Raw genomic sequence first — 23,891 nt, 5'->3', positions numbered from 1 at the left:
TATTTCCCATCTATTGTTTAATCCCAACGACCCTGCATTCTACTCTTCGGTTCATTTCGCGTGCCTGCGGAATATCAATTCCATTGGCGCCCATTTCTGTTGCTACCGGCATCGATTTACCCATTGAGTGTCCTGTGATACGGTTACTCTTTATTCCTCGTTTCGATATCAGGTATTGGATACAGGCATTTGCCCGCATATTGGCCAGATGCAGGTTATATACATCTGTTCCTTTACCATCGGTATGGCCCCAGATCTCTACACGTAATGTGGTATCTTTCTGGAGCACGGCTGCCAGGGCATCCAGCTCTTCCAAAGCAGACGGGCGCAAAGCAGCTTTATCAAAATCGAAGTGGATAAACCAGGAAGTATCCTTTTCAACAACCTCAGCAACAGGAGCAGGTGGCAGTGCTTCTATCTGTACTGGAACTGGAACCGGTGCTGACGGCACTTCTTTTTTCACAGTAGGTATATTCACTGCAAATAATTCCAGACAGCAATCCGAAGCCCTATCAGAACTGATATAGGCTTGCTCCAGCAAATCTTTCTGCTCACGGCCGATGAAATACAGATCGTCTTTAGTAGAGTTTACCGGATAGCCCATATTTTCCGGTTGTTGCCATTGCTTAAAGTCACCCTGGCTCTTGTACAAATCCAAGCCACCCATACCTGTTCTTCCATTGGAAGCAAATACCAATTGACCTGTACGGCTATGGTAAAATGGTGAAAACTCGTCGGATGCCGTGTTAATAATAGCCCCCATATTCAGCGCTTTAGCAGGTACACCATTTGCGTCTAACGTGGTTACCCACAGATCATAACTACCATATCCTCCTGGCTGATCGGAGGCGAACAGCAAATGCCCACCATCTGCAGTAACAAATGGTTGCAAAGCATTATAACCTTCTACATTAACGGCAGCATCCAACTTTACGGGCTTGGACCAGGCGCCGGCAATGCGTTCACTTCTATAAATAGCGGCTATTTCCTTTCCCTTCTTCACCTGCCAACGGGTAAAAAATAAGAACCGGCCATCCGGCGTGTAAGCAGAAGCAGCTTCCTGGTCTGTTACGCCTTCTTCCAGTTTAAACAGGGAAATGCCTTGCAGCTTATCTTCGTGTATACTTGCCCGGTATAACCGGTTATTATACATTTTTCCTTCGTGCATTACCCCGGTAAAAGTAATACTGTCTGCATCCTGCCAGGACAGGGCGCTGGCTGTTGTTAAAACTCCTTCCCCTGCTATTAATGGCTTCACCAGAGATGCCTGGCCCGCCTTCTCCTGCAGTTGCTCACGGATAAACCGGATATTCTCCAGTTCTCTTTGTGCATCTGTGGTATATTTATCCGCAGTAGTATAATTTTTCAGGAAGATATTAAACTCATTTTCAGCAGCATCCAGTTGTTGGTTAGCCCGCAGCGCTACGCCATACCAGTAATGATTATAAGGAATCCCTTCTCCTATAGCAATGGCTTTTTCGTACCATGTTGCTGCAGCCTTATAATGATGACATAAGCGATAGCTTTCCGCCAGTTTGTACATGGCTTCCTGGTGGGTGCTTTGTACGGCAGTACTTTTCTTCTTTATTTTCTTTACCGAGAATGGCGCTGCATATACATTGGTGGCGCCAGGCAGGGCGGTCAGGTACTTTTCATATACCTGCGCCGCAGCATAATATTCCTTTTGCTCGTACAAATCATCTGCCTGCTGCAACACTAGTTGCCGCGATTGCGCCTGTACAGCGGTCCCTGTAAGCATGATCGCAGCAAACAAGGTTATTTTTATAAAAGGTATAGGTAAATAACTCTTTTTCATTTCTTTAAATAAGAATGGTAACAATCACCAAATGGTAATCAAATGCCTTTTAAAACTTCGCTACGGTATCATTAAAACCGCGGACATTTAAAATAATCCGTACGGATACTATTATGCCGCTTTCCAACAAATGACAACGACAACTCAAAGCTATTCACATTATTGGCAGACTTACCCAATTTAGAGATGTTTGTGTCATAGCTCAAGCCAATGGTCATCCCTTTGATATATACCCCCACAAAAGGTGAAATAGCATCCTGCATGCGCCAGTTTCCTCCCAGCATCAGGTCTGCATTCTCATTTACCATCATCTGCAGGTAGGCGCCCAACATTTTCTCCTGTGAATTACCCTGAACAGTATAAATACCGTTAGGTACCAATGAAACTGCGTCTGTCATTGCAATGCGCACACCTAAATGTGCACTGTAACGGATAGGCAAGGTACCTTTCTGGCCATCTTTCAGGAAAGGGTCTTTCGGTTGTGTTAAGTGAAAAGCCGATACACCACCAAATGCGCTAACAGGCTTGTCTGGCGTACCATCGTAATAAGCAATACCAAAGCCGGCATCAAATACACTGGAACTGCTACGTTCAAATGTTTCTCCGGATGGGGTACCGGGGCTATATCCGGTACCTGGCATCCACTGTTCTCCAAATTGAAATTTAGCAGGATCAAAACGACGGCTCAGCAAACCACCCTGTAATCCGAATGCTAACCGTTGGTAGCCCTCCGGGCCAAATTTCACACCGGTATAAGCCAGTGTGAAATAACCATTCAGATAATTATAGCCGCCATTACCTGCTTTCTGGTTGAATATATTCACGCCCAGGTTCAGATTACTGCCGGTGGTCATATCTGCCGAAACCCCTACTGTGGAATAAGGACTACTCACATTTCCCCATTGGCTTCTGTAAATAGCGCTTACCCGGTAATCTCCATCCATCGCCCCGGTAAGGCCAGGGTTTAACCCCATGGGATAAATATAATATTGTGAGAAATGCGGATCTACCTGTGCATGCACCTGTGTTGTTACCACTCCACCCAATATTCCAATTAAAAAAGCTATTACTATATTTCTTTTCATGTTTTTAACGAATTAAGTTGACAGATCCCTTTTGGTTAACCACTGTTCCATCGGCCATGATGGCTCTTACGGTGTACACGTACACGCCTACTGGCTGCTGGCGGCCTTTATAAGTACCATCCCAGCCCCTTACGCTATTCCCGCTGCCTTCATACATTACCTCACCCCATTGCGAGAATACTTTCAGTTCTACAGATTGGATGGCAGAACCATATGCTTTGAACACATCATTCTTTCCATCTCCATTAGGCGTGAAAGCGTTCGGAATATAGAAATCGTTATTGTTAGGCAATATATTGAGCGACAACATGGCTGTAGCCTCACATCCCGCAGCAGACATTGCTTCTACCCTTACTATAATATTAGTAGCCTGGATAGGAGTGAATGTTTGTTCTTTTGCAGTTTGGTTAGGGAATAATGCGCCAGGCTGCCATGACGATACCGTATAAGCTTCGTCTGAACTGGTTTGCAGGTTAATTGGCTTACCAGCGATCAATGGCTCTGTGCTGGTTAACTTCACATTAAAATCATCTACGTTCACTGTCACTTGCGCTGTATTGGTACAACCACTTGTGGTAACAGTATAAGTAATCACCACACTGCCTTTCGCGTTTCCAGTTACTACGCCGGTAGCATCTACTGTAGCTATCGCCGGATTACTGCTGCTCCAAACACCGCCTGCAGTAGCATTCGATAATGAAGTACTTGCATTTTTACAGATAACAGATGCGCCTGTAATAGGTGCTATCACTGGTATATCATTAACTGTTATGAGGTGACTTACAAACGCGTCACCACAGCTGTTGGTAACAGTATAAATAATTGTAGCACTACCTGCTGCAACACCTGTTACAAGACCTGTACTAGCGTCTACTATGGCAATAGCTGTATTGCTACTGCTCCAAACACCACCCGCTGTAGCGTTACTGAGTGGAGTAGTAGTGTTCTTGCAAAGCGCATTGTTACCTGTGATATTACCTACCACTGGCAAATCATTTACAGTCACTAACGTGGTTCTGAATGCACTGCCACAACCATTAGTAACTGTATAAGTAATCGTAACAGTTCCAGTAGCCACACCCATCACTACACCTGTGCTGCTGTTTACAGTAGCAATCGTATTATCGCTGCTGCTCCATACACCACCTATTGTAGCATCGTTCAAGGTTATTGTAGCACCTTTACAAACTGCATTAGCACCGCCAATAGGACTTACTACTGGCACATCATTTACCGTGATCGTAGTACTTACTGGCGTACTTCCACAACCGTTAGTAACTGTATAAGTAATGGTTACTGTACCTACTGATACACCGGTTACTTCACCGGTTGTACCGTTTACAGTAGCAATCGTATTATCACTGCTGCTCCATACACCACCTATTGTAGCATCGTTCAAGGTAATATTGGCTCCCTTACAAACTGCACTGGCGCCGCCAATAGGACTTACCACTGGCACATCATTTACCGTGATCGTAGTACTTACTGGCGTACTGCCACAACCATTAGTAACTGTATAAGTAATGGTTACTGTACCTACTGATACACCGGTTACTTCACCGGTTGTACCGTTTACAGTAGCAATCGTATTATCGCTGCTGCTCCATACACCACCTACTGTAGCATCGTTCAAGGTTATTGTAGCACCTTTACAAACTGCACTGGCACCGCCAATAGGACTTACCACCGGCACATCATTTACCGTGATAGTAGTACTTACCGGCGTATTGCCACAACCGTTAGTAACTGTATAAGTAATGGTTACTGTACCTACCGATACACCGGCTACTTCACCGGTTGTAGCGTCTACAGTAGCAATTGTATTATCACTGCTGCTCCATACACCACCTAAGGTTGCATCATTCAAAGCTATTGTAGCACCTTTACAAACTGCATTAGCACCGCCAATAGGGCTTACCACTGGCACATCATTTACCGTGATAGTAGCACTTACTGGCGTACTGCCACAACCGTTAGTAACTGTATAAGTAATGGTTACTGTACCTACTGATACACCGGTTACTTCACCGGTTGTACCGTTTACAGTAGCAATCGTATTATCGCTGCTGCTCCATACACCACCTAAGGTTGCATCGTTCAATGTTATTGTAGCATCTTTACAAACTGCATTAGCACCACCAATAGGACTTACCACTGGCACATCATTTACCGTGATAGTAGTACTTACTGAGGTATTGCCACAACCGTTAGTAACTGTATAAGTAATGGTTACTGTACCTACTGATACACCGGTTACTTCACCGGTTGTACCGTTTACAGTAGCAATTGTATTATCGCTGCTGCTCCATACACCACCTAAGGTTGCATCGTTCAAGGTTATTGTAGCATCTTTACAAACTGCATTAGCACCGCCAATAGGACTTACCACTGGCACATCATTTACCGTGATAGTAGTACTTACTGGGGTATTGCCACAACCGTTAGTAACTGTATAAGTAATGGTTACCGTACCTACTGACACACCAGTTACTTCACCAGTTGTACCGTCTACTGTAGCAATTGTATTATCACTGCTGCTCCATACACCACCTAAGGTTGCATCGTTCAATGTTATTGTAGCTCCTTTACAAACCTCACTAGCACCGCCAATAGGACTTACTACTGGCACATCATTTACCGTGATAGTAGTACTTACTGAGGTACTGCCACAACCATTAGTAACTGTATAAGTAATGGTTACTGTACCTACTGATACACCGGTTACTTCACCGGTTGTACCGTCTACTGTAGCAATTGTATTATCGCTGCTGCTCCATACACCACCTAAGGTGGCATCGTTCAAAGCTATTATAGCATCTTTACAAACCTCACTAACACCATCAATAGGCGCTACTACTACTTCAGCACCTACTGTAATATCATATGTTTTAGTTACATCGCCACAATCATTGCTTACTGTATAGCTAATTGTTGCTGAACCTGTAGTTACTCCTGTTACTTTACCGGTAGTAACATCCACAGTAGCAATATTAATATCGCTGCTGCTCCAGGTACCATCCGGAGTAATATTGGCCAGGGTAATAAAGCTTCCTACACAAACATTATCTGGTCCGGTAATATCAGCGACCACCGGTACCTCGTTTACAGTGATATCTCTAGTCACCTGTGTACTGCCACAATCATTGCTTATTTCATAAATAATCGTCGCTGTACCTGCTGACACACCAGTTACTTCACCTGTGCTGCTATTCACAGTAGCAATTGCATCAGCATTGCTGCTCCAGGTTCCGCCGATAGTAACATCAGACAACGTAATGGTAGCATCTTTACAAACAGCTGTAGGTCCGGCGATAGAACTTACTACCGGTACATCATTTACTGTAACCGTATAGTCTTGGGAAGCAGTACCACAACTATTGGTAAGCGTATAAGTAATCGTCGCTGTACCTTCCGCCACACCAGTCACCTCACCTGTGCTACTATTCACAGTAGCAATTGCGTCAGCATTGCTGCTCCAGGTTCCGCCGATAGTAATATCAGACAAAGTAATAGTAGCATCTTTACAAACAGTTGTAGGTCCGGCGATAGGACTTATTACCGGTACATCATTTACAGTAACCGTATAGTCTTGGGAAGCAGTACCACAACTATTGGTAAGCGTATAAGTAATCGTCGCTGTACCTTCCGCCACACCAGTCACCTCACCTGTGCTACTATTCACAGTAGCAATTGCGTCAGCATTGCTGCTCCAGGTTCCGCCGATAGTAATATCAGACAAAGTAATAGTAGCATCTTTACAAACAGTTGTAGGTCCGGCGATAGGACTTATTACCGGTACATCATTTACAGTAACCGTATAGTCTTGGGAAGCGGTACCACAGCTATTGGTAAGCGTATAAGTAATCGTCGCTGTACCTTCCGCCACACCAGTCACCTCACCAGTGCTGCTATTTACAGTAGCAGTTGCGTCAGCATTGCTGCTCCAGGTTCCGCCAACAGTCGCCGTACTCAGAATGATAGAAGCATCCTTACAAACTGTAGCCGGACCACCAATAGGCCCTACTGTAGGCGCCGGGTTGATAACAACAGTGGTATTGGCGCTTCCGGAACAAGTACTATTGCTTACAGTGATAAGCGCCGTATATGAACCTACTATTGCACCGGCAGGTACTGTTACGCTAGTAGGAGAAGCCGGCAATGCAACATTCACCACATTGGTAAATCCGGCTGCAATGGCTGCCGCATCCCAGGTAATGCTATATTTTGTAGGGCTTCCTGTAGCCGTGTAGCTAATTGAAGCGGTAGTAGCTCCCTCACAGATGTCTACAGTCGCTGCTGGGGTTATCTGCGGAACTGCTACTACTGTAATCATTGTAGTAGCCGTAGCAGAACATGCCCCACTGGTAGTATAGCTGATCGTAACCGTACCTGGATTTTTACCGGTAACCACTCCCGAAACGGGATCAATACTGGCTATAGTATTATCATTACTACTCCAGGTACCACCGGCCGTGGCGTCAGACAGGGTAATGGTAGATCCTACACATACTGAAGTTAAGCCGTCAATAGGGAGTACTGAAGCCGTAACAGGCGTTCTCATAGCATCTATCCATGCCTGGTTGGCAACAGAGTTACCTTTTCCTGGAGTTTCCCCAGCGGGTACACTGGCTACTTGCCAGCTGGCCTTTACATCATATTTATCGTCATTTAGATAAGCACATTTACTTGCAGCTACTGCACCTAATAAGACAGTAGGTGTTTGAAAACCTGCGCCCGGCGTGAATCCAAAAACAATAGAAAAAAACGGAGTCGACGAACTTACATTCGGGTTCGTAATAATAACGGCATCTCCGCTATTACTCAATCCTAAAGAAGTTTCCCATGGCGTAGTACCAGATATGGTAGCATATCCCGTAGTAGCATAGGCATAAGTAGGGGAAGAAGGGGAAGTCGGTAGCGACTTATTGTGTTCAATCAATGCATCTACCGTTGCATTACCGGTACCAATCGGAATAACATACACGTTATCTCCATTCGCATCGGTAGGGTCATCGGGAAGCGTAGCACTTATCGTAGCGTTTTTGTCATTTTTATTGTACACTACGATAATAGAGCCAAAAGGCACGTCCTTCCAGACATTACTGGTGGTAAATCGCATATGCCCCTGGGCAATGCCTGTACCGGAGCCTCCGTACCAGCCATTCTGGTCATCAAAGATCCAGCCCCGCAGGTCTGCAGTGCTTTCAGTACATGTTCTTGTACCAACCACCACAAACTCAAAGTATTCGCCGGTTCCACCAGAACCCTGCGAAAACTCATTTACAACCAGTCCTTTGAATTGTGCCTGCGCTGAAAAGAAGCAGAAAAGAATAGATATAAGGGTAAAAAATCTATACATAGGTATCGATATAAGTTGAGGTGTAAAGCTATCAGGCTACTGTTAAGGAATTGCGTGGAAAAGATTAACAAATCATTATATTATGACATTTATTTTTTAGTAAATATTATTTTTATTAAACATATAAATTAAATAACAACTTTTATTGATTATATTACTATACACTAAGTATAAATTATACTATCAGGCAGAGAGGTTATATTGATTTACATTATTGGCCGCACTACAACCGTTATAGGTATTCATTCATTCTTCACAAGGAGTAAAATATATTTCAGTACCGAATCCACTACGTAAATACACTGCGCTCAGGACGCATATCTTAGTAGTGAATTGTTTGTTAACCAAGAAATTAATTATGATATAAACATTCGTCCGCCATACCACCCATTAAAAAGGGCTGACAGGAGCAACTCCTCATCAGCCCTTTAATACATTATCATATGGCATCACAGTATATTTTCACTCGCTGTTCAAGGCAATTGTACTATTGCTTTATCCTCAAAAACCACATCTCCTCCATTAGCTGATTGATACCGGCCATGAAAAAGCAACTCCTCTAAGATACCCTGGTCGCTCAATGAACTATTATAATGGGGCAGCCGAACGAAATATTGCCGGCTTATTTTAATGCGGTGGGATGAAATCAACACAAAGCTATCCATGCAAACAGTCAGTTGTGGATCGTATGTCTTGTACCGGCTTCCATCTTTTACGACCACAAATGGTACACCGTCATGAAAACCATAGATCATACTGGATGCTTGCAACGTTCTTCCAGGAACAATAAAACAACTCAACATATCCCATGCTTCAAAATGCCGGGGGAAACGCGTATGCCGGATCATATCCACATACGTTTCATTTACCCACATACCGGCAAAATTCAATGTGGTATCAAGGGTTTTAAAATCTGCTATACGACCTTTAGAAGCAGTAGGACGAATACAGGAAAAACAATAACAATTGATCAACAGCAATAAAATAACTCGTTTCATAGGTATCAGACAAAATTGATAGAACAAGGTATTAACTATCCAAACAAAGATAATAGACATTTCTACCTACACCCATTCCTGGAGTGATTACCTTTCCCACCACTTCATGAAAATAATTGGCTCCCCGGTAACAGTTGTAGGTTAGCAAAAAGAGGATGTATAAAAAATAAATGGAGTCTCTGAGTATCGCTTAAACGACCGCCTGTCCCCATCAGGTACCCGAATAAAGAGAGGGTGTATCATACTTTTGATACACCCTCTTCTCTTTTAAAAATATAGTAGTACGTTTACTGTTTGGCCCGTACAGCTTTCACCTCATCTGGCGTAACCGCAGTGGCTTTATTGCCAAAGTTATTACGGATAAACGTGAGTACGTCTGCAATCTCCTGGTCTTTCAGGAAACTATGCGGCGGCATATTATTGGAATAATATTCGTCGTCGATCGGCACAGACGCCTGCATGCCTTTTAAAACGATCTGCGCCAGAACAGCCTTATCTCCTAGCACATAGGAAGTTTTGATCAACGGCGGGTTCATATGTGGCACACCGCCACCATCTACCTGATGACAAGTAAGACAATACTGCTCATATACTTTTTTCCCCCTGGCTACCGACTGGCTGATACCAGGTTTTGTTGCGGGCTTTTTTGTTTGGGCAGATAAAAAAGAAAGTGTTGCCACCAATACAACACCGGTCAACATCCATTTTTTCATACAATACAATTATTTACCACTGTAGGTTATTTTATACACAGTGCCTTTCACGTCGTCTGTTACGTACAGCGCGCCATCAGGGCCTTGTGCGAGTCCGCAAGGGCGGTGCTGCGCCTGGCTTGGCGATTGTATATTTTCTATACCTGCGAAATTATCGGCAAATACTTCCCATTTACCTGGTTTACCATCTTTAAATGGTACAAACACTACAAAATAGCCTTTCTGGCCTTTTTGCCTATTCCAGGAACCATGGAAGGCGATAAATGCTCCATTCTTATATCTCTCCGGGAATTGGCTGCCTGTGTAAAACAATAAACCATTAGGCGCCATATGAGCGGGGAAAGATGCGATGGGATCTATTGCATTTTCACCAGCAGTTTTTTTGCCATCGCCACCATATTCCGGGGACAATATCTTCTTATGCTGGATACCATCATAGTAGATATAAGGCCATCCGGCGTTATCGCCTTGTTTCAGGGCGTACATACATTCTGCCGGTAATTCGTTGCCTTCCTGCAGGGAATAATACTCAGGGAACATATCGTATAAGCCATCCCGCCCATGTTGCATTACAAACAACTGATTAAGCTGTTTGTTCCAATCAAGCCCCATTACGTTACGTAAACCAGTAGCATAACGGGTGCCATCGCCATAAGTCTGGTTCTCTTTATCTGCCCTGAACCGCCAGATACCGGCAGCGGAGTCCAGTATAGGGCAACCAGGTATACCTTTGGAACCTTTTTCCCGGTCTTGCACCTGGCAAGAATTAGAATAAGCGCCGATATTCACATACAGGTTACCATCGTTGTCCAGTGTTAAGGCTTTGGCTTCGTGCTGGTGACGGTTAATTAATCCGGTCACTACTTTTTCGGGTTGGTCAGGATTGATCACTTCGTATCGATCGTTCAACGGATAGCGGTATACTTCTTCATCGGAAGAGGTATATAGGTAATTACCTTTAATAGTGATACCGGTGCCACGGTAGGTGCCAAAAGTTTTTACCTCATAGGTTTTACCATCTGTATTAGGATGCAATACAGCAATGGCTTTTCCTGGTTTTGGAGTTTGTACCTTTATGTAAACCTCCCCCAGCGGTGTAACGGCAATATGACGGGCCTGGCCCAGATTTTCGGCTATAGCCTGGGCCTTAAAGCCTGCCGGCAGTTTAAGGCCTGCATTATCCGGGTCGGCAGCAGTATGGCGAAGCATAACACTATCACCATTATCTGCAAAACATGTTTCAGTAAACAGGGCTATCACAGACAAGCATCCCAGAAGAACGATTTTTGTTTTCATGCTATTTGGTTTTCAATGAGCTATTTATTTCCTATGATTGATAAGGGCGTTTCAAACCTGTCCTGTAAAAATAACAAAGGTTTTTTTTAATCTGTAATTAATAAGATGAACGGTAGCCCTTATAGTTCCCCTTCCTTATTCCGAGCTTTCTGGGAAACATAATATTTCATCAGGTAATGATATACCACCAATTCATGTAAACGTGCATTGGCTGTAAACATCCTGTTCAGGAACATATGCAGGTAATGTGCAGGCAGCTCCGTAACCATCAATGGCTGTATCATCGTTAACTGATGAAATATATCCCGGATAGCAGCTGTACGAGCACTAAAAACGCCTGTTGTGGACCTCAGCAACGCAGGCACTTCCGCATTATCTGGCGTATGTTCATGCACGTTATAATCCAGCCAGGCTGCCACCACTTTTGCCTGCTGCCGGTATTTATTATTCAATTGCCATTGGAGATCTGCATCCCCTCTATGCTCTTTAAAAAACTCCTGTTGTAAGTGACGTACCAGCTCCAGTTTCCTGGATAACGTATAACCGGCGCCGTTCAGGAGCTCGTCGGCCCCTTTCAGGGCCAGCAACCAACGTTCCGGCGTTTCAACACCACCTGTTGCCGCCAGCAAGGCAACGGCTGCCTGGCTATCCTGGTAAAAAAATGTTTCACTCAACTCCATAGCTAATGCACCATATCGCTCTAATTCCCGGATATAGGTATCCAATTGCAACTGCTGTATAATATCATTATCCTGGTAAGATTGCAATGCACTTTTCAATTGCTGCAACAAGATATGGCCTTGTTGGGGATCGGGTAAATGAAAACGCACCCGCAGGTGGGGCGCCGGGTCTTGATAACGGATAAAGAACCAATGGTCCGTTATTCCATTAGCCTGCCATTGCGATACCAAGGGAGCTATTTCTTTTACCAACAATTTGTCTAACCACTTAGGGCCGCCGTAAATTTTAACATATACCCATTCGCTTCCTGGCGGAAAACTGCGTTGCACATCCACCGTCTGTGGGAAAAAGGCAGTTTCTGCAGGCGGCTGGTAGCTGGTATTATATAGCGGCAAAATCATTTCATTGCAGAAAACACCGTGCTCATTGGCTAATAAACCAGTAGTGTTGTTATATAACTGTTCATATAATACAACAGCGCCTTTCTTTAATTTATCTGTTAGCAGGGAGGCCGCTAATGGATGGTCGAGATCCAAGGGCAGCTCATTATCCCCTTCTGCCATCAGCACTTGTACGGGTATACGATGTTGTTCCCGGAGACGCTGTAATGCAGCGGCTGGCGGAAGTTCCTGCAGCAACTCCAGGAAAGATGTGGAGGAAATATGCCACCTTGCCCGTTCCAGTATTATTTGTTGATATACTACCCTGGGCAGAAAGGGTTGCTCCGGCAAAAAGTTCCAATTCCAGTGGATAGCGATGGCCTGCTGTTGCTGCAGGTCGCATAGAAAACGGTATACGGCCAGGCCATGGCTAAAGTTGTGTGCACTGGTAAGACGCGGCAATATTTCTTTGCCCAGGCGGGCCGACCGCAGCACTACCTGGTTATTGCGTACAGACACCAACAGATCGCTTAACTGCAATTGAAAAGCTTCCGCTACACTACTCTTGCCCAGAAAAGGTATTTCATAATCGTATATGGATGGCCGTAGTAACACATTCCCCACCCTTCCCTCCGGCAAATGCACTATTTCCGCGATGATGCGGTCTTTTGCCATGGCTTGTTCCATTTGCGCAAAACTTTTCAGGGAGGCGGCCAGGGTTGCATTGCCCGCTGCAAAACGACCCAGCAGGGCCAGGGCGTTGGGGCCAGAACAGGACTTCAATACAAACCGGAAATCCCCTTTATCTGCTGCTGCTGCATCGCTGGCTATGAGCGATCCCATCAGGGAGAGATAAGGTGGCAAAACCGGCGCATCGCCTGCAGCAGCTAATTCATCCAGGTCTGCTTCCGTGAGCCGTATTTCCATCGCCTGTTGCTGCTGTGCAGTCAGGAACCTTTGCAGCATAAATTGCGTTTGCACGTTCCAGTTAGTAGCCGTATCCTTTTTCATGGCAGGCATTACCAGGTCGTCTATCAATGGTGTATAGCTGGCTGCAGCGCCGGCCACTACTCCATAACCGATACCGGTATCACTGTCGAGCGCTGTCATCAGTGGTATTTCCCGCAACTCATAGCGTTGAAGGAACTGCTCTTTAAATGTTTGCAGATCTATAGGTGTTCCCTTCTCGCCTAATACGGCTAGCTTTGCCATGCCGGCTGTTAATATGCCAGTTACCTGCTCAGATAAATCGGCAGTAGCCGGTTCAAAAAAAAGGTCTACCTGCACCGGATCTTTTACCGTGATCCGGGGAAAATGAGTGGTTAAGATCTTTTTAATATCCTGGTAACACTGTACCCCCGTGTTGGCTGCCAATAGTCGCTGTACTTCACGGAGTGGCGCTACATAATCCATGGCCGGGGGGCAGGCCTGTAGTTGTGAGATCAGGGTGGTTAACATGTCTGCACCAGTGATGGCGGGCGCCCAGCCGGCTACCAACAATTGATTTTCTATCAAGGAATCGATAAATGCAGTGGCTTCGACTTCCGGAAAGCCTTGTATACAAAGATGGGTGATGAGCTCACTGATCCGGGCGCCCTGAGCGGCAGCCTGCAACAGCTCCATTAGATAAGCCTGCTGCGAGAAGGCGCTCAGGAAATAATGCCGTTCCTTGTTTTGTTCCCGGTATTCGTAATAACGGCAAGAAGTGCCAGAAGGATATATACTGTTGTTAGGAAAGAACAACACTTGTTGCCGGATATCCGGATGTTGTAAGAGATCCTCTGTTAAAGCCGATAGATACTCTATATCCAACCGGGCAAGCTTACGACGGCTGTTTTCCGCAGGGGGCAACAGCGTGGTAGCCGATGAGTATATACGCCCGTTGCTACAGCCTGCAAATAGGCCATAGGGAGTACAGCGGGTACTCATCCTGAGTAAATACCGGTATAAAGCCATCGGTAGTTTAAGGCGCTCATCGGCTGGTTGTTCCAGCCATTTCATCATTTCATCGTAAAGTACAGGGCTGGCCAAAAAAATAGCTTCCTGCAAAAGCGGCCGGGTATACTTGTCTCGAATCGCCTGTATAAAAGAGGTCTCGCCAGACCGGGTGTTGCAGTGTAGTTGCCACACCTCTTCACATGACAATAACGGTGTTCTGAGCAGGTAGAAACCGTAGGTACTTAACAAAGACATAAATGAACAAACATACACTCTTTGCCAGATCGCTGCATAGAGTGGGTGAGTATGCCTGAGTAAAGGTAAAGGTTTTATACGCTCAGGTAGTTGCTAATTTCACACCAGGGATCATTCTCTCCATTTCATCGACAAACTTTTTATAACTCGCCGGTTTGCCCAGGTAGCCCTGGTTTTGTTTCCGGCAAAGATGTTTTACTTCTTTACTTGAGTAAGCTGTTACAAGAATAAAAACGCAGTCCTTTTGCAGGAGCTGCGTTATAATGTCTCTCGTATTACCCCGTAAGTTTACATCCAGAAATACGACATCTACTTGCCTTTCAGTGATCAGCTCTTCAATAGTATGAAGTTCTGAAGACTTTTTCACCAGCTTTAGGTAGGAGGTCCTTTGGATATAACTTTCCAGTATATCTAATGCCAGCGGCTCATCATCTACTATTGCACATCTATATTGCTGCATTGTATAACAAAGGGGTTAATCATTAGGAATAGTAACAGAAAAATTAAAAGTTAAAAGGTGATAACAATAGTTCCAAATGTGGTAGGAGTGGTGGGTACGCTGGAGTGTACCAAACCTGCCGCCGGTCTGCCGGATTTCATATTTTCAACAGCAGATACTTCAGCTTTAGCAATGATTTCCTTTTCTAATAATAAGGAGGGACGGCTGTTCACAGACATGTTCTTGTCAGACATAAAAAAAGATTTAAAGTCAAAGACAATTGATAACAATGTCGAAGCTCGCCCATTGGACGTATATCTCACATTTTATTAGACATAACTACACTTTCTTTCGACCAACTGGATACAATACACGCTTACCAGTTACTCTTCATCCTCATTATAGTTAGCTATGCCAAGCAAACGTTTGAGTTCTTGCCGGGAGGTTTTGGAGATGATCACGGAATGACTGTTGATCAGTTCTACAGTGTTGCCCATAATAGATTTAATCGCCTGCAACCGTACGATATAGGATTTATGTATCCGCATAAACTGATCGGGTGGCAACACATCCTCAATCGTTTTCATGCGCATATAAGTGATGATATTTTTATCTTTGCAAATAATTTTAATGTAATCTTTCATACCCTCCACATAATAAATATCCTCGAAGAGTATTTTAGTCAGCTTGTTATTGTCTTTTACAAAAAGGTGATTGGTAGTGGCTACTTTGGGTTTAACGGCATCTGTACTGGCAGCTTGTTGCCACTTCTGGCTAATATGGTTGCGGGCTTTATTCACTGCTTTCAGGAAGCGCTCGAAAGAAATAGGTTTTACGAGGTAATCCACTGCATCCAATTCAAAGCCAGCAATAGCATGATCCCTGGAAGCAGTAGTAAAAATAATGAAAGGTGGATTGCTCAGGGAGCGAATCATTTCTATCCCATTGATATTAGGCATTTGTATATCCGAGAATAACAGGTCTACTGGCTGCCGCTGCAATTCATTGATGGCATCAAAAGCGCTTTCACAAAAAGCTATTGGCTGAAGAAAAGGTACCCGGCCAATATAATTTTCCATTAGGTCTCTTGCAAAAGGCTCATCGTCAACAACCAGACAGGTAATAATTTGCTCCATAATTTACTTTTAGTTCAACGTTAATGTCAAGACAACTTTGTAATATTCGGGATTATTTTCAATAACTAAGGTATGCCGGTGAGGATACAATAAAATCAATCTTTTTCTTGTATTGCTCAGACCGATACCGCCAGGCACTTTTTTCTCTGCCGGCATTTCGCCCTTGCTATTAGCCATCTCGAACCGTAATTGGTCGCCGTTTACTTCCATTTCACCACGTATCCAGCAATTATTGGAAGTAGTACTATGGGAATATTTAAAAGCATTTTCCATAAACGGGAACATTAGCAACGGCGCAATTAATTGCTGACCCATCTGATCGGTATCACAATCGAAACGGATGCTGGCATTTTTCCCATACCGCACACTTTCCAGTTCCACATAGTTCTTCAAAAACTCCGCTTCCATATACAAAGGCACCTTTTCTGTATTGGAGTCATAGAGCGTATAGCGCATCATTTCCGATAAGTGCATGATCAAGTCTGACGCCATAGCATCATTACGTACTGAAAGGGAATAAATGTTATTGAGCGTGTTAAACAGAAAATGAGGATTCAACTGCGAACGCAGAAAATCTACTTCAAGATTCAGGTTATCCCTTTCTAACCGTAAGGTACGGGTAGAAGCGCGTATAATATCCAGAATCAGTTTCAACGACATAGGCGGGGCGATGGTCATAATCACTGGAATAAAAATCTTCCAAAAATGCTCAAAAGACAAAGTATCCGGCCAACCACCTTCTACTACCCTATCCAATATACCTTGTAAAGCCGGATCTTTGATATGCATATAAGCCACTGCATATAGAGAACTCAGATAATTCAGTACAGACCAAAACACAAAAGGTATATAAAAACAAATCAATGCCAATAAGAAACGGCCTTTCAATAAAATCCTCGGTATGGTAAAATAAAAGACAGAATAAAAAAAGAACATCGCTCCCAGAATATTCCTAATCACAAAAACCAGACTGGCGCCTGTGGATACTGTAAAACTGGAACGCATCATGAGCAGGTACAATAAAGCTAAACATAACCACATCAGTATATGCGACCATATCCTGATCCTGGTTCCATAATACCTGTCTGATAAAAAGAAGGAAAACCATTCCATTAGTTTCCTGCTGATATCAGTGCCCTCTGTATCAGTCTTACTTTTAAAAAAAGCTAGCATCGTAACGGAATATAAATTTTAGTATTAGCAGGTAGCAAGTAATGTAAAAATCCCTTACCAATCCCAAATTTCTTTTATTAAACGAAAATTGGATATTATAAAATTAAGTCCAGAACATAACTAACACATTATGAATGAATTATAAAAATGGCAATTTGTTATGTTGGCTACAACAGTAATTTCATCGCGTTTATGAGTCAATTCATCTAATAAGTTTAATAGGTTGGGAGTTTATTTAGACTTTTGGGGTACATCCATGGAAGAAACAATTACCACGGATGCTACAAAACAAGGATGAAGTTGTGTAATAAACACTACGATAAACAGGCATTCATCCATTGTTGTTACCATTGTCACTATCAGGCAATTAAAATATTATACCGATCTGGTCAGATAAAGTGAATATTTCATCCCTCCGTTACTCCAAAAAAAACTTACAATGGGCAATTACGCCCATCTCGTTATACTATTCTATTCTATGGAAATTCTATGAAAACCCCTACAGCTCAAAAGAGATAGGCCCCCTCGTCTATCTCTTTTTGGTGGGCGCCATTTTTCCCTAGTAAAAAGACAACCTGGTCCATGGACTGTCTGCTGCCATCAGCAGATAGTCCATATTACCCAATAAAGTTTCAACGCTTCCCAACTCTACGCCATTCCATATACAGCGGGCAAACTGATAGGAAAGGGAAAGATGTTTCCATGAGGTATAGGTTCTTTTCAGCAAAGGCACTCCCCACAATAAATTAGCAACAGCCTGCTCCCGGCTCAAATAACCGGCATCATAGCCAATACGGCTCAGATTAATCATACGGGCCATATCCCAGATTAACATATCCGGCGCCTCGTTTTCACCAGCCAGCTTTCTTTTATGGAACAGCTCCTTCACCGCACGGGTATTACGCAACCGCTCCATTATCATCGCTTCTTCCAGCTCGTTGGTAATAATATATTCCCTTAAAAAAGCTTTACTTTCTTTTATAGATACCAGGTTAATAGCCTGCCAAATAATATCATACTCTATGCGGTGGCCATTCTCTTGCAACCAATGCAACATTTCCTTCAAGGCGGCCGCATCATGGATGTCCCACCAGTCCGATAGCTGTGAGCGGCTGGCTTCCTGGCTTAATCCAGTGCTCAGGTCGTTCAGGTAATAATGGTTTACAAAGGCTACATCCGCACCGCAGGCAACAGCCCATTGCAATGCCGGCTCAATAGCTGGCGCCGGATGAATAATCACCTGCAAAGGAGCTTCTTCTACATCGTTCAGGTCTGCATCGTCGCCAGACATTAACTGGTTAAATTGTTTCAGGTTGCCAGCCAACAAACCTACCTGGGTGGCCCAATGGTTAGATGAATGGCGGGATTGCGCTATCTGCTGCCGGTACCGGTCAATCATTTCTTCCGGAAGACCCAGGTTACGCAAATGTTGCCAGTACTGCTCGTAGTAGTGCTGCTGGTCCATAAGGATTGGTACGATTAAGGTGTCGGTTAAAATACAACTTCTATGTATATACGAATAAAATGACAAGGAAGTTTCTAATCAATTGTATACCAAATATAAATAATATAACAGATCCGGCAAATAATTGCTGAAAGCCTGAAGGTATTAAACACGCTTTAGAAACGCCCTCCGGCAGCTGCCTTACAACCAAGTTTTTTTAGCAGATCTGCTATCGCAGTAGGAGCATGAAAGATATCTTCTGATGTTTTAGTGCGCTCCTGTGCTGCAGCTGAGCGGGCCAGCATAGCTATTTCATAGGCATGTATTGCTGCGGTAACGTCTGTAAATGCGGGATCGGTTAAACAGTTAGCCAGTTCCAGCGCATCCAGCATGGCCATGTTTACGCCCACACCTGCAAATGGCGGCATTACATGGGCGGCATCACCTATCATCGTTAAAGCAGGTTGGGTATCCCATTGTTGGTGTACCGGTGTGCCGTACATAGGACGGGGCACAAAATGGGAAGAGGCGTTGAACAAAGTGAAGAACGCCGGGTTCCAACCAGCATAAAATTGCGTTAGGAAATCCACTGCCTTTGCCTTTACAGCAAAGTCGATACCCACAGTCCTTACCCAATGTTCCGGGTGTTTGGCCGTGGCATAAAATATTAACGTCCCGTCGCCTTTTTGTTGCAGCATCAAGCCCTTCTCATCTCCCAACACAATCATATTGCCCTGGTGCACCATTTCATGCACTTCCGGGCAGCTTATAGCGGGTTTTTCCACCTCTCCCTGTATTAGGGTAGTACCGGAGTAATGCGGCCTGATATCAGTAATATATGGCCTGATCCGGGAGTTGGCGCCATCTGCCGCAATCACAATATCCACCTGCGCCCGACTGCCATCTTCAAAAGTAAGCAGGTAACCGCCGGCTGCTGTTGCTTCCAAAGCAACAAAACGTTTGTTCCACTGCACCGTGCCAGGCTTCAGGGCGTCCAGCAGTAGGTCGCGCAATACGCCCCTGTCAATCTCTGGCCTGGATGATGCTACCTGGTACGCCGGGATATCCAGTACCAGGCAGCCGTGCTTATCATAAATCCGGTGCTGCTCTCCTTCTGGCCTGGCCACTTTGGCAAAGGCTTCCATCAGGCCAGCTGCCTGTATCAGCAATTGCCCCGAGTCTGCATGCAGGTCCAGGCTACTGCCCTGTACACGGGCCATCCTGGAAGCATCCCTTTCATAAACCGTTACCTGTCCTCCGCGGATCTGTAACATCCTGGCCAGTGATAAGCCCCCGGGCCCTCCGCCTACAATGGCGATCTGTTTATCCTGAATCAATTCAGCTGAAAAATTGCCTTCCATTTTATTGTTTATTTAAACCGACCATCCGGTTTTTAATTAGATAAAAAAAGTACGGAATAACTACTTCTATAAGCCTATTATGTTTGGATAGCCTGGTACAATCCGTCCCAGAGTGCTTTTAACTCTTGTTTCTTACGGTTCATCTCATCATTTATAATCAGGTTCAGATTGGCGCCATCACTCAGGAATATAAACAATTTAGCTACCTGCTCGTCTGTCATTGATGTTTGTATTTCCCCACTTTTCCGCGCAGCAAGCACCACCCGTTTCCAGGCCGCCAGCTCTTCTTTTTGCTGCCTGGTATGTTGTGCTTTGAAATCCGGCAACAACCGCATGGCATCAAAAATCAGGTAGTAGTAATTATTGCTAATATTATTATTACTATGGGAAGCCAGCAGTTTAGCAGACGCCAGCCGGCTTTTCTCAAGCTTCTCCAGGATATCTGTATAAAACTGTTTCAGAGAAGCCTGTGAAAACAGACCGTAATCAATGATCATCATGTTCAGGAAAAAATGATTGATCACTTCGGCAAATACCTGCTCCTTACTACTGAAATAATGATAAAAGGCCCCTTTGGACATCCCTGTTTTATCCACAATTTCTTTCATTGTCACCTCTTTAAACCCCTTCTGCAAAAAAAGCGTCAATGAGGTTAACAGAATATGTTCTCTTGAATCATTCATAAACCGACCATTTGGTATGTAAAGATAGGGTATTTTGGAAAATAACCTAAACAGGAAAATTGCTGCGCTGGCAAACAAGGGATGTATCCATTACGTTTGAATATTAATATCTGGAATAATGGCAAATACTCCTACTCCCCCCGATAGCGGTAAAACGCTCCGCAACAAGGTTTCCCGCAGTTCTCAGGGAATATTTAAATCATCTCATGACCGCCCCACTGTGCTGGCTACTATCAACGCCTCCAACCACGACCGGGTAAAGCACCTGATACCGATCCGGATGAGCCGGATGAGTGCTTCACCATTCGCCTTTTACCGGGGCATGGCCGACCTGATGGCTTACGACCTCTCATTACTGCCCCATACCCAACTAAAGGTACAAGCCATGGGAGATTGCCACCTTATGAATTTTGGCGGCTTCGCCACTCCCGAACGCAATCTCATCTTTGATGCCAACGACTTCGACGAAACGTTGCCTGCTCCCTGGGAATGGGATGTTAAAAGACTGGCCACCAGCTTCGTATTAGCTGCCAGACATCATAACATGAAAGAAGCCGATGCCCACCAAATAGCCATCGACGTGGCAGCGGCCTATCGCAACGGCATCATAGAATATGCGCAGATGAACACCCTCGACCTATGGTACATGAAGTTTGAATTGCATGATCTGCTCAACAAAGCACATAGTGAAAAAGTAAAGACGATGCTGCGCACCGCTATAGAGAAAGCAGAAAAAAACACCCAGCAGAAGGTCTTTTATAAAATTACCCAAAGCGCATTAGGTAGCTTCGAAATCGCAGACCAACACCCGCTCATCTACCACCCCATCGACCTGGAGCAACAAAAAAGTATGGTACTATCCTTCCTCGACCTCTACAAAAACACCCTGCAGGAAGACCGCCGTTTCCTATTCAGTCAATATGAAATTACAGATATAGCCCAGAAAGTAGTAGGCGTAGGCAGTGTGGGCACCCGCTGCCTGGTAGCCCTGTTGATGAACAAAAAAGAGGAACCGCTTTTCCTGCAGGTAAAAGAAGCCAGGGCCAGCGTGCTGGAGGCCTATACCGGCAAGAGTAAATATCAGCATAATGGCGAACGCATTGTGCAAGGACAACGGCTCGTGCAAGCTGCCAGCGATATTTTTCTCGGATGGAGCACTGGCCTGGATAAAAGGTATTTCTACTTACGCCAGCTACGGGACCGCAAAATAGCCCCCGATGTAGAACATTTCGATAAAGAACTACTGACCGTATACGCCGGCCTATGCGGACACGTGCTGGCCAGGGCGCATGCCAAAACGGGGCCGGCCGCTCTTATCAGCAGCTATATGGGCAAAGCGGGAATTATAGACGAAGCTTTCGGCCGATTCGCTGTTGCCTATGCTAACCAAACCGAAAAAGATTATGGGGAATTTATGAAAGCGATTAAAATGGGGAAACTGCCCATGAGCAAAGAGTGAGATAATACATAGATGCCCATAAGGTTTCCGGAGATTTCCTTTTACTGTAATGATACCTGTTCTCATCCCAAAGTACCTTTGGAACTTTCCTGACAGCTATTGAAAACGCTTTTATTTCTTTTCTGGCAGATGTCGGAATTACAGTTTTTCAGAAGCTCTCCGGTATTTCTTAAAGAGCAATAATTAACAAAAGAAACTATATCATTTCTTTCTTAAAACGTTTTGTCCCGCTTATCTACCTTCCCTTTACGATTCTTAAATTTAGGCCTTCTCGGCGGAGCTTTAGGCAGATCCGGGTTAGCATTATTGGCTTCAATCAATGCGGCTTCTTCAAAGGGATGACTTACAGACGGAATAGTCTGACGGGTCAGTTTATTGATACTGTTCAGGTACGGTCTTTCTTCGGTATCACAAAAAGATAGGGCATACCCTGCAGCGCCGGCCCTACCGGTTCTACCTATACGATGCACATAAGTTTCAGATACATTAGGCAGATCGTAGTTGATCACATGTTCCAGCGAGTCTACATCTATCCCCCTGGCAGCAATATCAGTAGCCACCAGCACACGCAAACGGCCATTTTTAAAGTTACTCAAGGTAGTTTGCCGGGAAGCCTGCGACTTGTCGCCATGCAGCGCATCTGCATCGATATTGCGTTTACGCAGGTTCTTGGCAATCCTGTCTGCTCCGTGCTTGGTTTGTGTGAAAACAATGGTACGTTCTATCCGCTTATCTTTCAAGATATGATCCAGGAGAGACTGCTTGTCTTTCTTTTTTACAAAGTAAACAGATTGCTCTACCCGTTCTGCTGTAGTAGATACAGGCGTAATGGTTACTTTTTCCGGTTTATATAGTAATGAATTGGCCAATTGTGCGATACTTGGCGGCATGGTCGCAGAAAAGAACAACGTTTGACGCTGCTGTGGCAGTTCCTTGATCACCTTACGGATATCATTAATAAAGCCCATGTCCAGCATACGGTCGGCTTCATCAAGTACAAACATTTCGAGATGGTTCAGGTATACGTACCCTTGGTTCATGAGATCCAGCAGCCTGCCTGGCGTAGCGATCAGGATATCAGTCCCGTTACGCAACGCAATAGTTTGCCGGTGCTGGGGTACTCCACCAAAAATCACATCATGCTTCAATCCGGTATGCCTGCCGTAAGCAGCAAAGCTTTCATCGATCTGCACAGCTAGTTCCCTAGTTGGCGTCAGGATCAGGGTACGGATATGTTTGTAACCGGGTTTTACCGGCATATTATTGTGCAATAATTGCAAAATCGGAATAGCAAACGCTGCCGTTTTACCTGTACCTGTCTGGGCACAACCCAACAAGTCTTTTCCCTGCAACACAATAGGAATAGATTGCATCTGTATGGGGGTAGGCGTGGTATACCCTTCGGTTTTAATTGCCTTTAAAATGGGCTCAATCAGCCCTAATTCGTCAAATAACATGTTGATATTTCTGATGTAATAAATATAAAATAACGCTGCTTCATCTATAGCGTCATCACAATTGAGGAGAGCAGTAAAGAAAAGATTTCCGGACTGGAGAGAATGAATAATTCTGTGCTTTATGCCTTTAACTCAACAGACAAAAACAAAGATACTGTTTTTCCCGTCAGCATACCGTTACATAAAAAAATAATATATAAAATAAGGCAGGTTTCTAA

Annotated in this window: 16 protein-coding genes; 1 reads left to right on the top strand and 15 read right to left on the bottom strand. The window is 44.4% G+C overall.

Features of this window, described 5'->3' with window-relative positions:
• Positions 1 to 10: 10 nt before the first annotated feature.
• The 14 genes from ACDQ55_RS12510 to ACDQ55_RS12445 form a co-directional block, all read right to left on the bottom strand.
• Positions 11 to 1,816 (bottom strand): OmpA family protein, encoded by a 1,806-nt coding sequence (locus tag ACDQ55_RS12510; protein WP_420981736.1) that lies wholly within the window; start codon positions 1,814 to 1,816, stop codon positions 11 to 13.
• Between the two features lie 71 nt (positions 1,817 to 1,887).
• Positions 1,888 to 2,901: a PorP/SprF family type IX secretion system membrane protein gene (locus ACDQ55_RS12505; protein ID WP_420981735.1), complete on the bottom strand. Its 1,014-nt coding sequence runs from the start codon at positions 2,899 to 2,901 to the stop codon at positions 1,888 to 1,890.
• A gap of 4 nt (positions 2,902 to 2,905) precedes the next feature.
• Positions 2,906 to 8,260 carry an Ig-like domain-containing protein gene (locus ACDQ55_RS12500; RefSeq protein WP_420981734.1) on the bottom strand — a complete coding sequence of 1,785 codons (5,355 nt, stop codon included), beginning with the start codon at positions 8,258 to 8,260 and terminating at the stop codon, positions 2,906 to 2,908.
• 473 nt (positions 8,261 to 8,733) lie between these two features.
• On the bottom strand, positions 8,734 to 9,258 hold the full coding sequence (locus tag ACDQ55_RS12495) for a hypothetical protein (RefSeq protein ID WP_420981733.1): 525 nt from the start codon (positions 9,256 to 9,258) through the stop codon (positions 8,734 to 8,736).
• A 287-nt stretch (positions 9,259 to 9,545) separates the two neighbouring features.
• Positions 9,546 to 9,971: a c-type cytochrome gene (locus ACDQ55_RS12490; protein ID WP_420981732.1), complete on the bottom strand. Its 426-nt coding sequence runs from the start codon at positions 9,969 to 9,971 to the stop codon at positions 9,546 to 9,548.
• Between the two features lie 9 nt (positions 9,972 to 9,980).
• A complete protein-coding gene (locus ACDQ55_RS12485) occupies positions 9,981 to 11,267 on the bottom strand; it encodes a PQQ-dependent sugar dehydrogenase (protein WP_420981731.1) in 1,287 nt (428 codons plus the stop codon).
• Between the two features lie 119 nt (positions 11,268 to 11,386).
• Positions 11,387 to 14,521 carry a lantibiotic dehydratase gene (locus tag ACDQ55_RS12480; protein ID WP_420981730.1) on the bottom strand — a complete coding sequence of 1,045 codons (3,135 nt, stop codon included), beginning with the start codon at positions 14,519 to 14,521 and terminating at the stop codon, positions 11,387 to 11,389.
• An 82-nt stretch (positions 14,522 to 14,603) separates the two neighbouring features.
• Positions 14,604 to 14,981 carry a response regulator gene (locus tag ACDQ55_RS12475; RefSeq protein WP_420981729.1) on the bottom strand — a complete coding sequence of 126 codons (378 nt, stop codon included), beginning with the start codon at positions 14,979 to 14,981 and terminating at the stop codon, positions 14,604 to 14,606.
• A gap of 50 nt (positions 14,982 to 15,031) precedes the next feature.
• Positions 15,032 to 15,214: a hypothetical protein gene (locus tag ACDQ55_RS12470; RefSeq protein ID WP_420981728.1), complete on the bottom strand. Its 183-nt coding sequence runs from the start codon at positions 15,212 to 15,214 to the stop codon at positions 15,032 to 15,034.
• Between the two features lie 129 nt (positions 15,215 to 15,343).
• Positions 15,344 to 16,096 carry a LytR/AlgR family response regulator transcription factor gene (locus ACDQ55_RS12465; RefSeq protein WP_420981727.1) on the bottom strand — a complete coding sequence of 251 codons (753 nt, stop codon included), beginning with the start codon at positions 16,094 to 16,096 and terminating at the stop codon, positions 15,344 to 15,346.
• A 9-nt stretch (positions 16,097 to 16,105) separates the two neighbouring features.
• Positions 16,106 to 17,269 (bottom strand): sensor histidine kinase, encoded by a 1,164-nt coding sequence (locus ACDQ55_RS12460; RefSeq protein WP_420981726.1) that lies wholly within the window; start codon positions 17,267 to 17,269, stop codon positions 16,106 to 16,108.
• Between the two features lie 559 nt (positions 17,270 to 17,828).
• Positions 17,829 to 18,734: a DUF1266 domain-containing protein gene (locus ACDQ55_RS12455; RefSeq protein WP_420981725.1), complete on the bottom strand. Its 906-nt coding sequence runs from the start codon at positions 18,732 to 18,734 to the stop codon at positions 17,829 to 17,831.
• Positions 18,735 to 18,889: 155 nt separating this feature from the next.
• A complete protein-coding gene (locus ACDQ55_RS12450) occupies positions 18,890 to 20,074 on the bottom strand; it encodes an FAD-dependent oxidoreductase (RefSeq protein ID WP_420981724.1) in 1,185 nt (394 codons plus the stop codon).
• A 77-nt stretch (positions 20,075 to 20,151) separates the two neighbouring features.
• The gene (locus ACDQ55_RS12445; protein ID WP_420981723.1) at positions 20,152 to 20,757 is read right to left on the bottom strand and encodes a TetR/AcrR family transcriptional regulator; all 606 of its coding nucleotides are present in this window, start codon (positions 20,755 to 20,757) and stop codon (positions 20,152 to 20,154) included.
• A 118-nt stretch (positions 20,758 to 20,875) separates the two neighbouring features.
• Between ACDQ55_RS12445 and ACDQ55_RS12440 the strand changes: the two genes are divergently transcribed.
• On the top strand, positions 20,876 to 22,216 hold the full coding sequence (locus ACDQ55_RS12440; protein WP_420981722.1) for a DUF2252 domain-containing protein: 1,341 nt from the start codon (positions 20,876 to 20,878) through the stop codon (positions 22,214 to 22,216).
• A gap of 212 nt (positions 22,217 to 22,428) precedes the next feature.
• Here ACDQ55_RS12440 and ACDQ55_RS12435 read toward each other — a convergent pair whose 3' ends face one another.
• On the bottom strand, positions 22,429 to 23,673 hold the full coding sequence (locus ACDQ55_RS12435) for a DEAD/DEAH box helicase (RefSeq protein WP_420981721.1): 1,245 nt from the start codon (positions 23,671 to 23,673) through the stop codon (positions 22,429 to 22,431).
• Positions 23,674 to 23,891 lie beyond the last annotated feature (218 nt).

The sequence above is a fragment of the Chitinophaga sp. 30R24 genome (assembly GCF_049056765.1).
Lineage (GTDB): Bacteria > Bacteroidota > Bacteroidia > Chitinophagales > Chitinophagaceae > Chitinophaga.
The sequence above is the reverse complement of the archived record's forward strand: the minus strand, read 5'-3'. Positions and strand labels throughout refer to the sequence as shown.

What these genes read in the sequence shown, in the direction of transcription:
- ACDQ55_RS12470 (WP_420981728.1), bottom strand. Translation starts at nt 15,214, where the DNA reads ATGTCTGACAAGAACATGTCTGTGAACAGCCGTCCCTCCTTATTATTA.
- ACDQ55_RS12445 (WP_420981723.1), bottom strand. Translation starts at nt 20,757, where the DNA reads ATGAATGATTCAAGAGAACATATTCTGTTAACCTCATTGACGCTTTTT.
- ACDQ55_RS12475 (WP_420981729.1), bottom strand. Translation starts at nt 14,981, where the DNA reads ATGCAGCAATATAGATGTGCAATAGTAGATGATGAGCCGCTGGCATTA.
- ACDQ55_RS12465 (WP_420981727.1), bottom strand. Translation starts at nt 16,096, where the DNA reads ATGGAGCAAATTATTACCTGTCTGGTTGTTGACGATGAGCCTTTTGCA.
- ACDQ55_RS12440 (WP_420981722.1), top strand. Translation starts at nt 20,876, where the DNA reads ATGGCAAATACTCCTACTCCCCCCGATAGCGGTAAAACGCTCCGCAAC.
- ACDQ55_RS12485 (WP_420981731.1), bottom strand. Translation starts at nt 11,267, where the DNA reads ATGAAAACAAAAATCGTTCTTCTGGGATGCTTGTCTGTGATAGCCCTG.
- ACDQ55_RS12495 (WP_420981733.1), bottom strand. Translation starts at nt 9,258, where the DNA reads ATGAAACGAGTTATTTTATTGCTGTTGATCAATTGTTATTGTTTTTCC.
- ACDQ55_RS12510 (WP_420981736.1), bottom strand. Translation starts at nt 1,816, where the DNA reads ATGAAAAAGAGTTATTTACCTATACCTTTTATAAAAATAACCTTGTTT.
- ACDQ55_RS12500 (WP_420981734.1), bottom strand. Translation starts at nt 8,260, where the DNA reads ATGTATAGATTTTTTACCCTTATATCTATTCTTTTCTGCTTCTTTTCA.
- ACDQ55_RS12435 (WP_420981721.1), bottom strand. Translation starts at nt 23,673, where the DNA reads ATGTTATTTGACGAATTAGGGCTGATTGAGCCCATTTTAAAGGCAATT.
- ACDQ55_RS12480 (WP_420981730.1), bottom strand. Translation starts at nt 14,521, where the DNA reads ATGTCTTTGTTAAGTACCTACGGTTTCTACCTGCTCAGAACACCGTTA.
- ACDQ55_RS12490 (WP_420981732.1), bottom strand. Translation starts at nt 9,971, where the DNA reads ATGAAAAAATGGATGTTGACCGGTGTTGTATTGGTGGCAACACTTTCT.
- ACDQ55_RS12460 (WP_420981726.1), bottom strand. Translation starts at nt 17,269, where the DNA reads ATGCTAGCTTTTTTTAAAAGTAAGACTGATACAGAGGGCACTGATATC.
- ACDQ55_RS12450 (WP_420981724.1), bottom strand. Translation starts at nt 20,074, where the DNA reads ATGGAAGGCAATTTTTCAGCTGAATTGATTCAGGATAAACAGATCGCC.
- ACDQ55_RS12455 (WP_420981725.1), bottom strand. Translation starts at nt 18,734, where the DNA reads ATGGACCAGCAGCACTACTACGAGCAGTACTGGCAACATTTGCGTAAC.
- ACDQ55_RS12505 (WP_420981735.1), bottom strand. Translation starts at nt 2,901, where the DNA reads ATGAAAAGAAATATAGTAATAGCTTTTTTAATTGGAATATTGGGTGGA.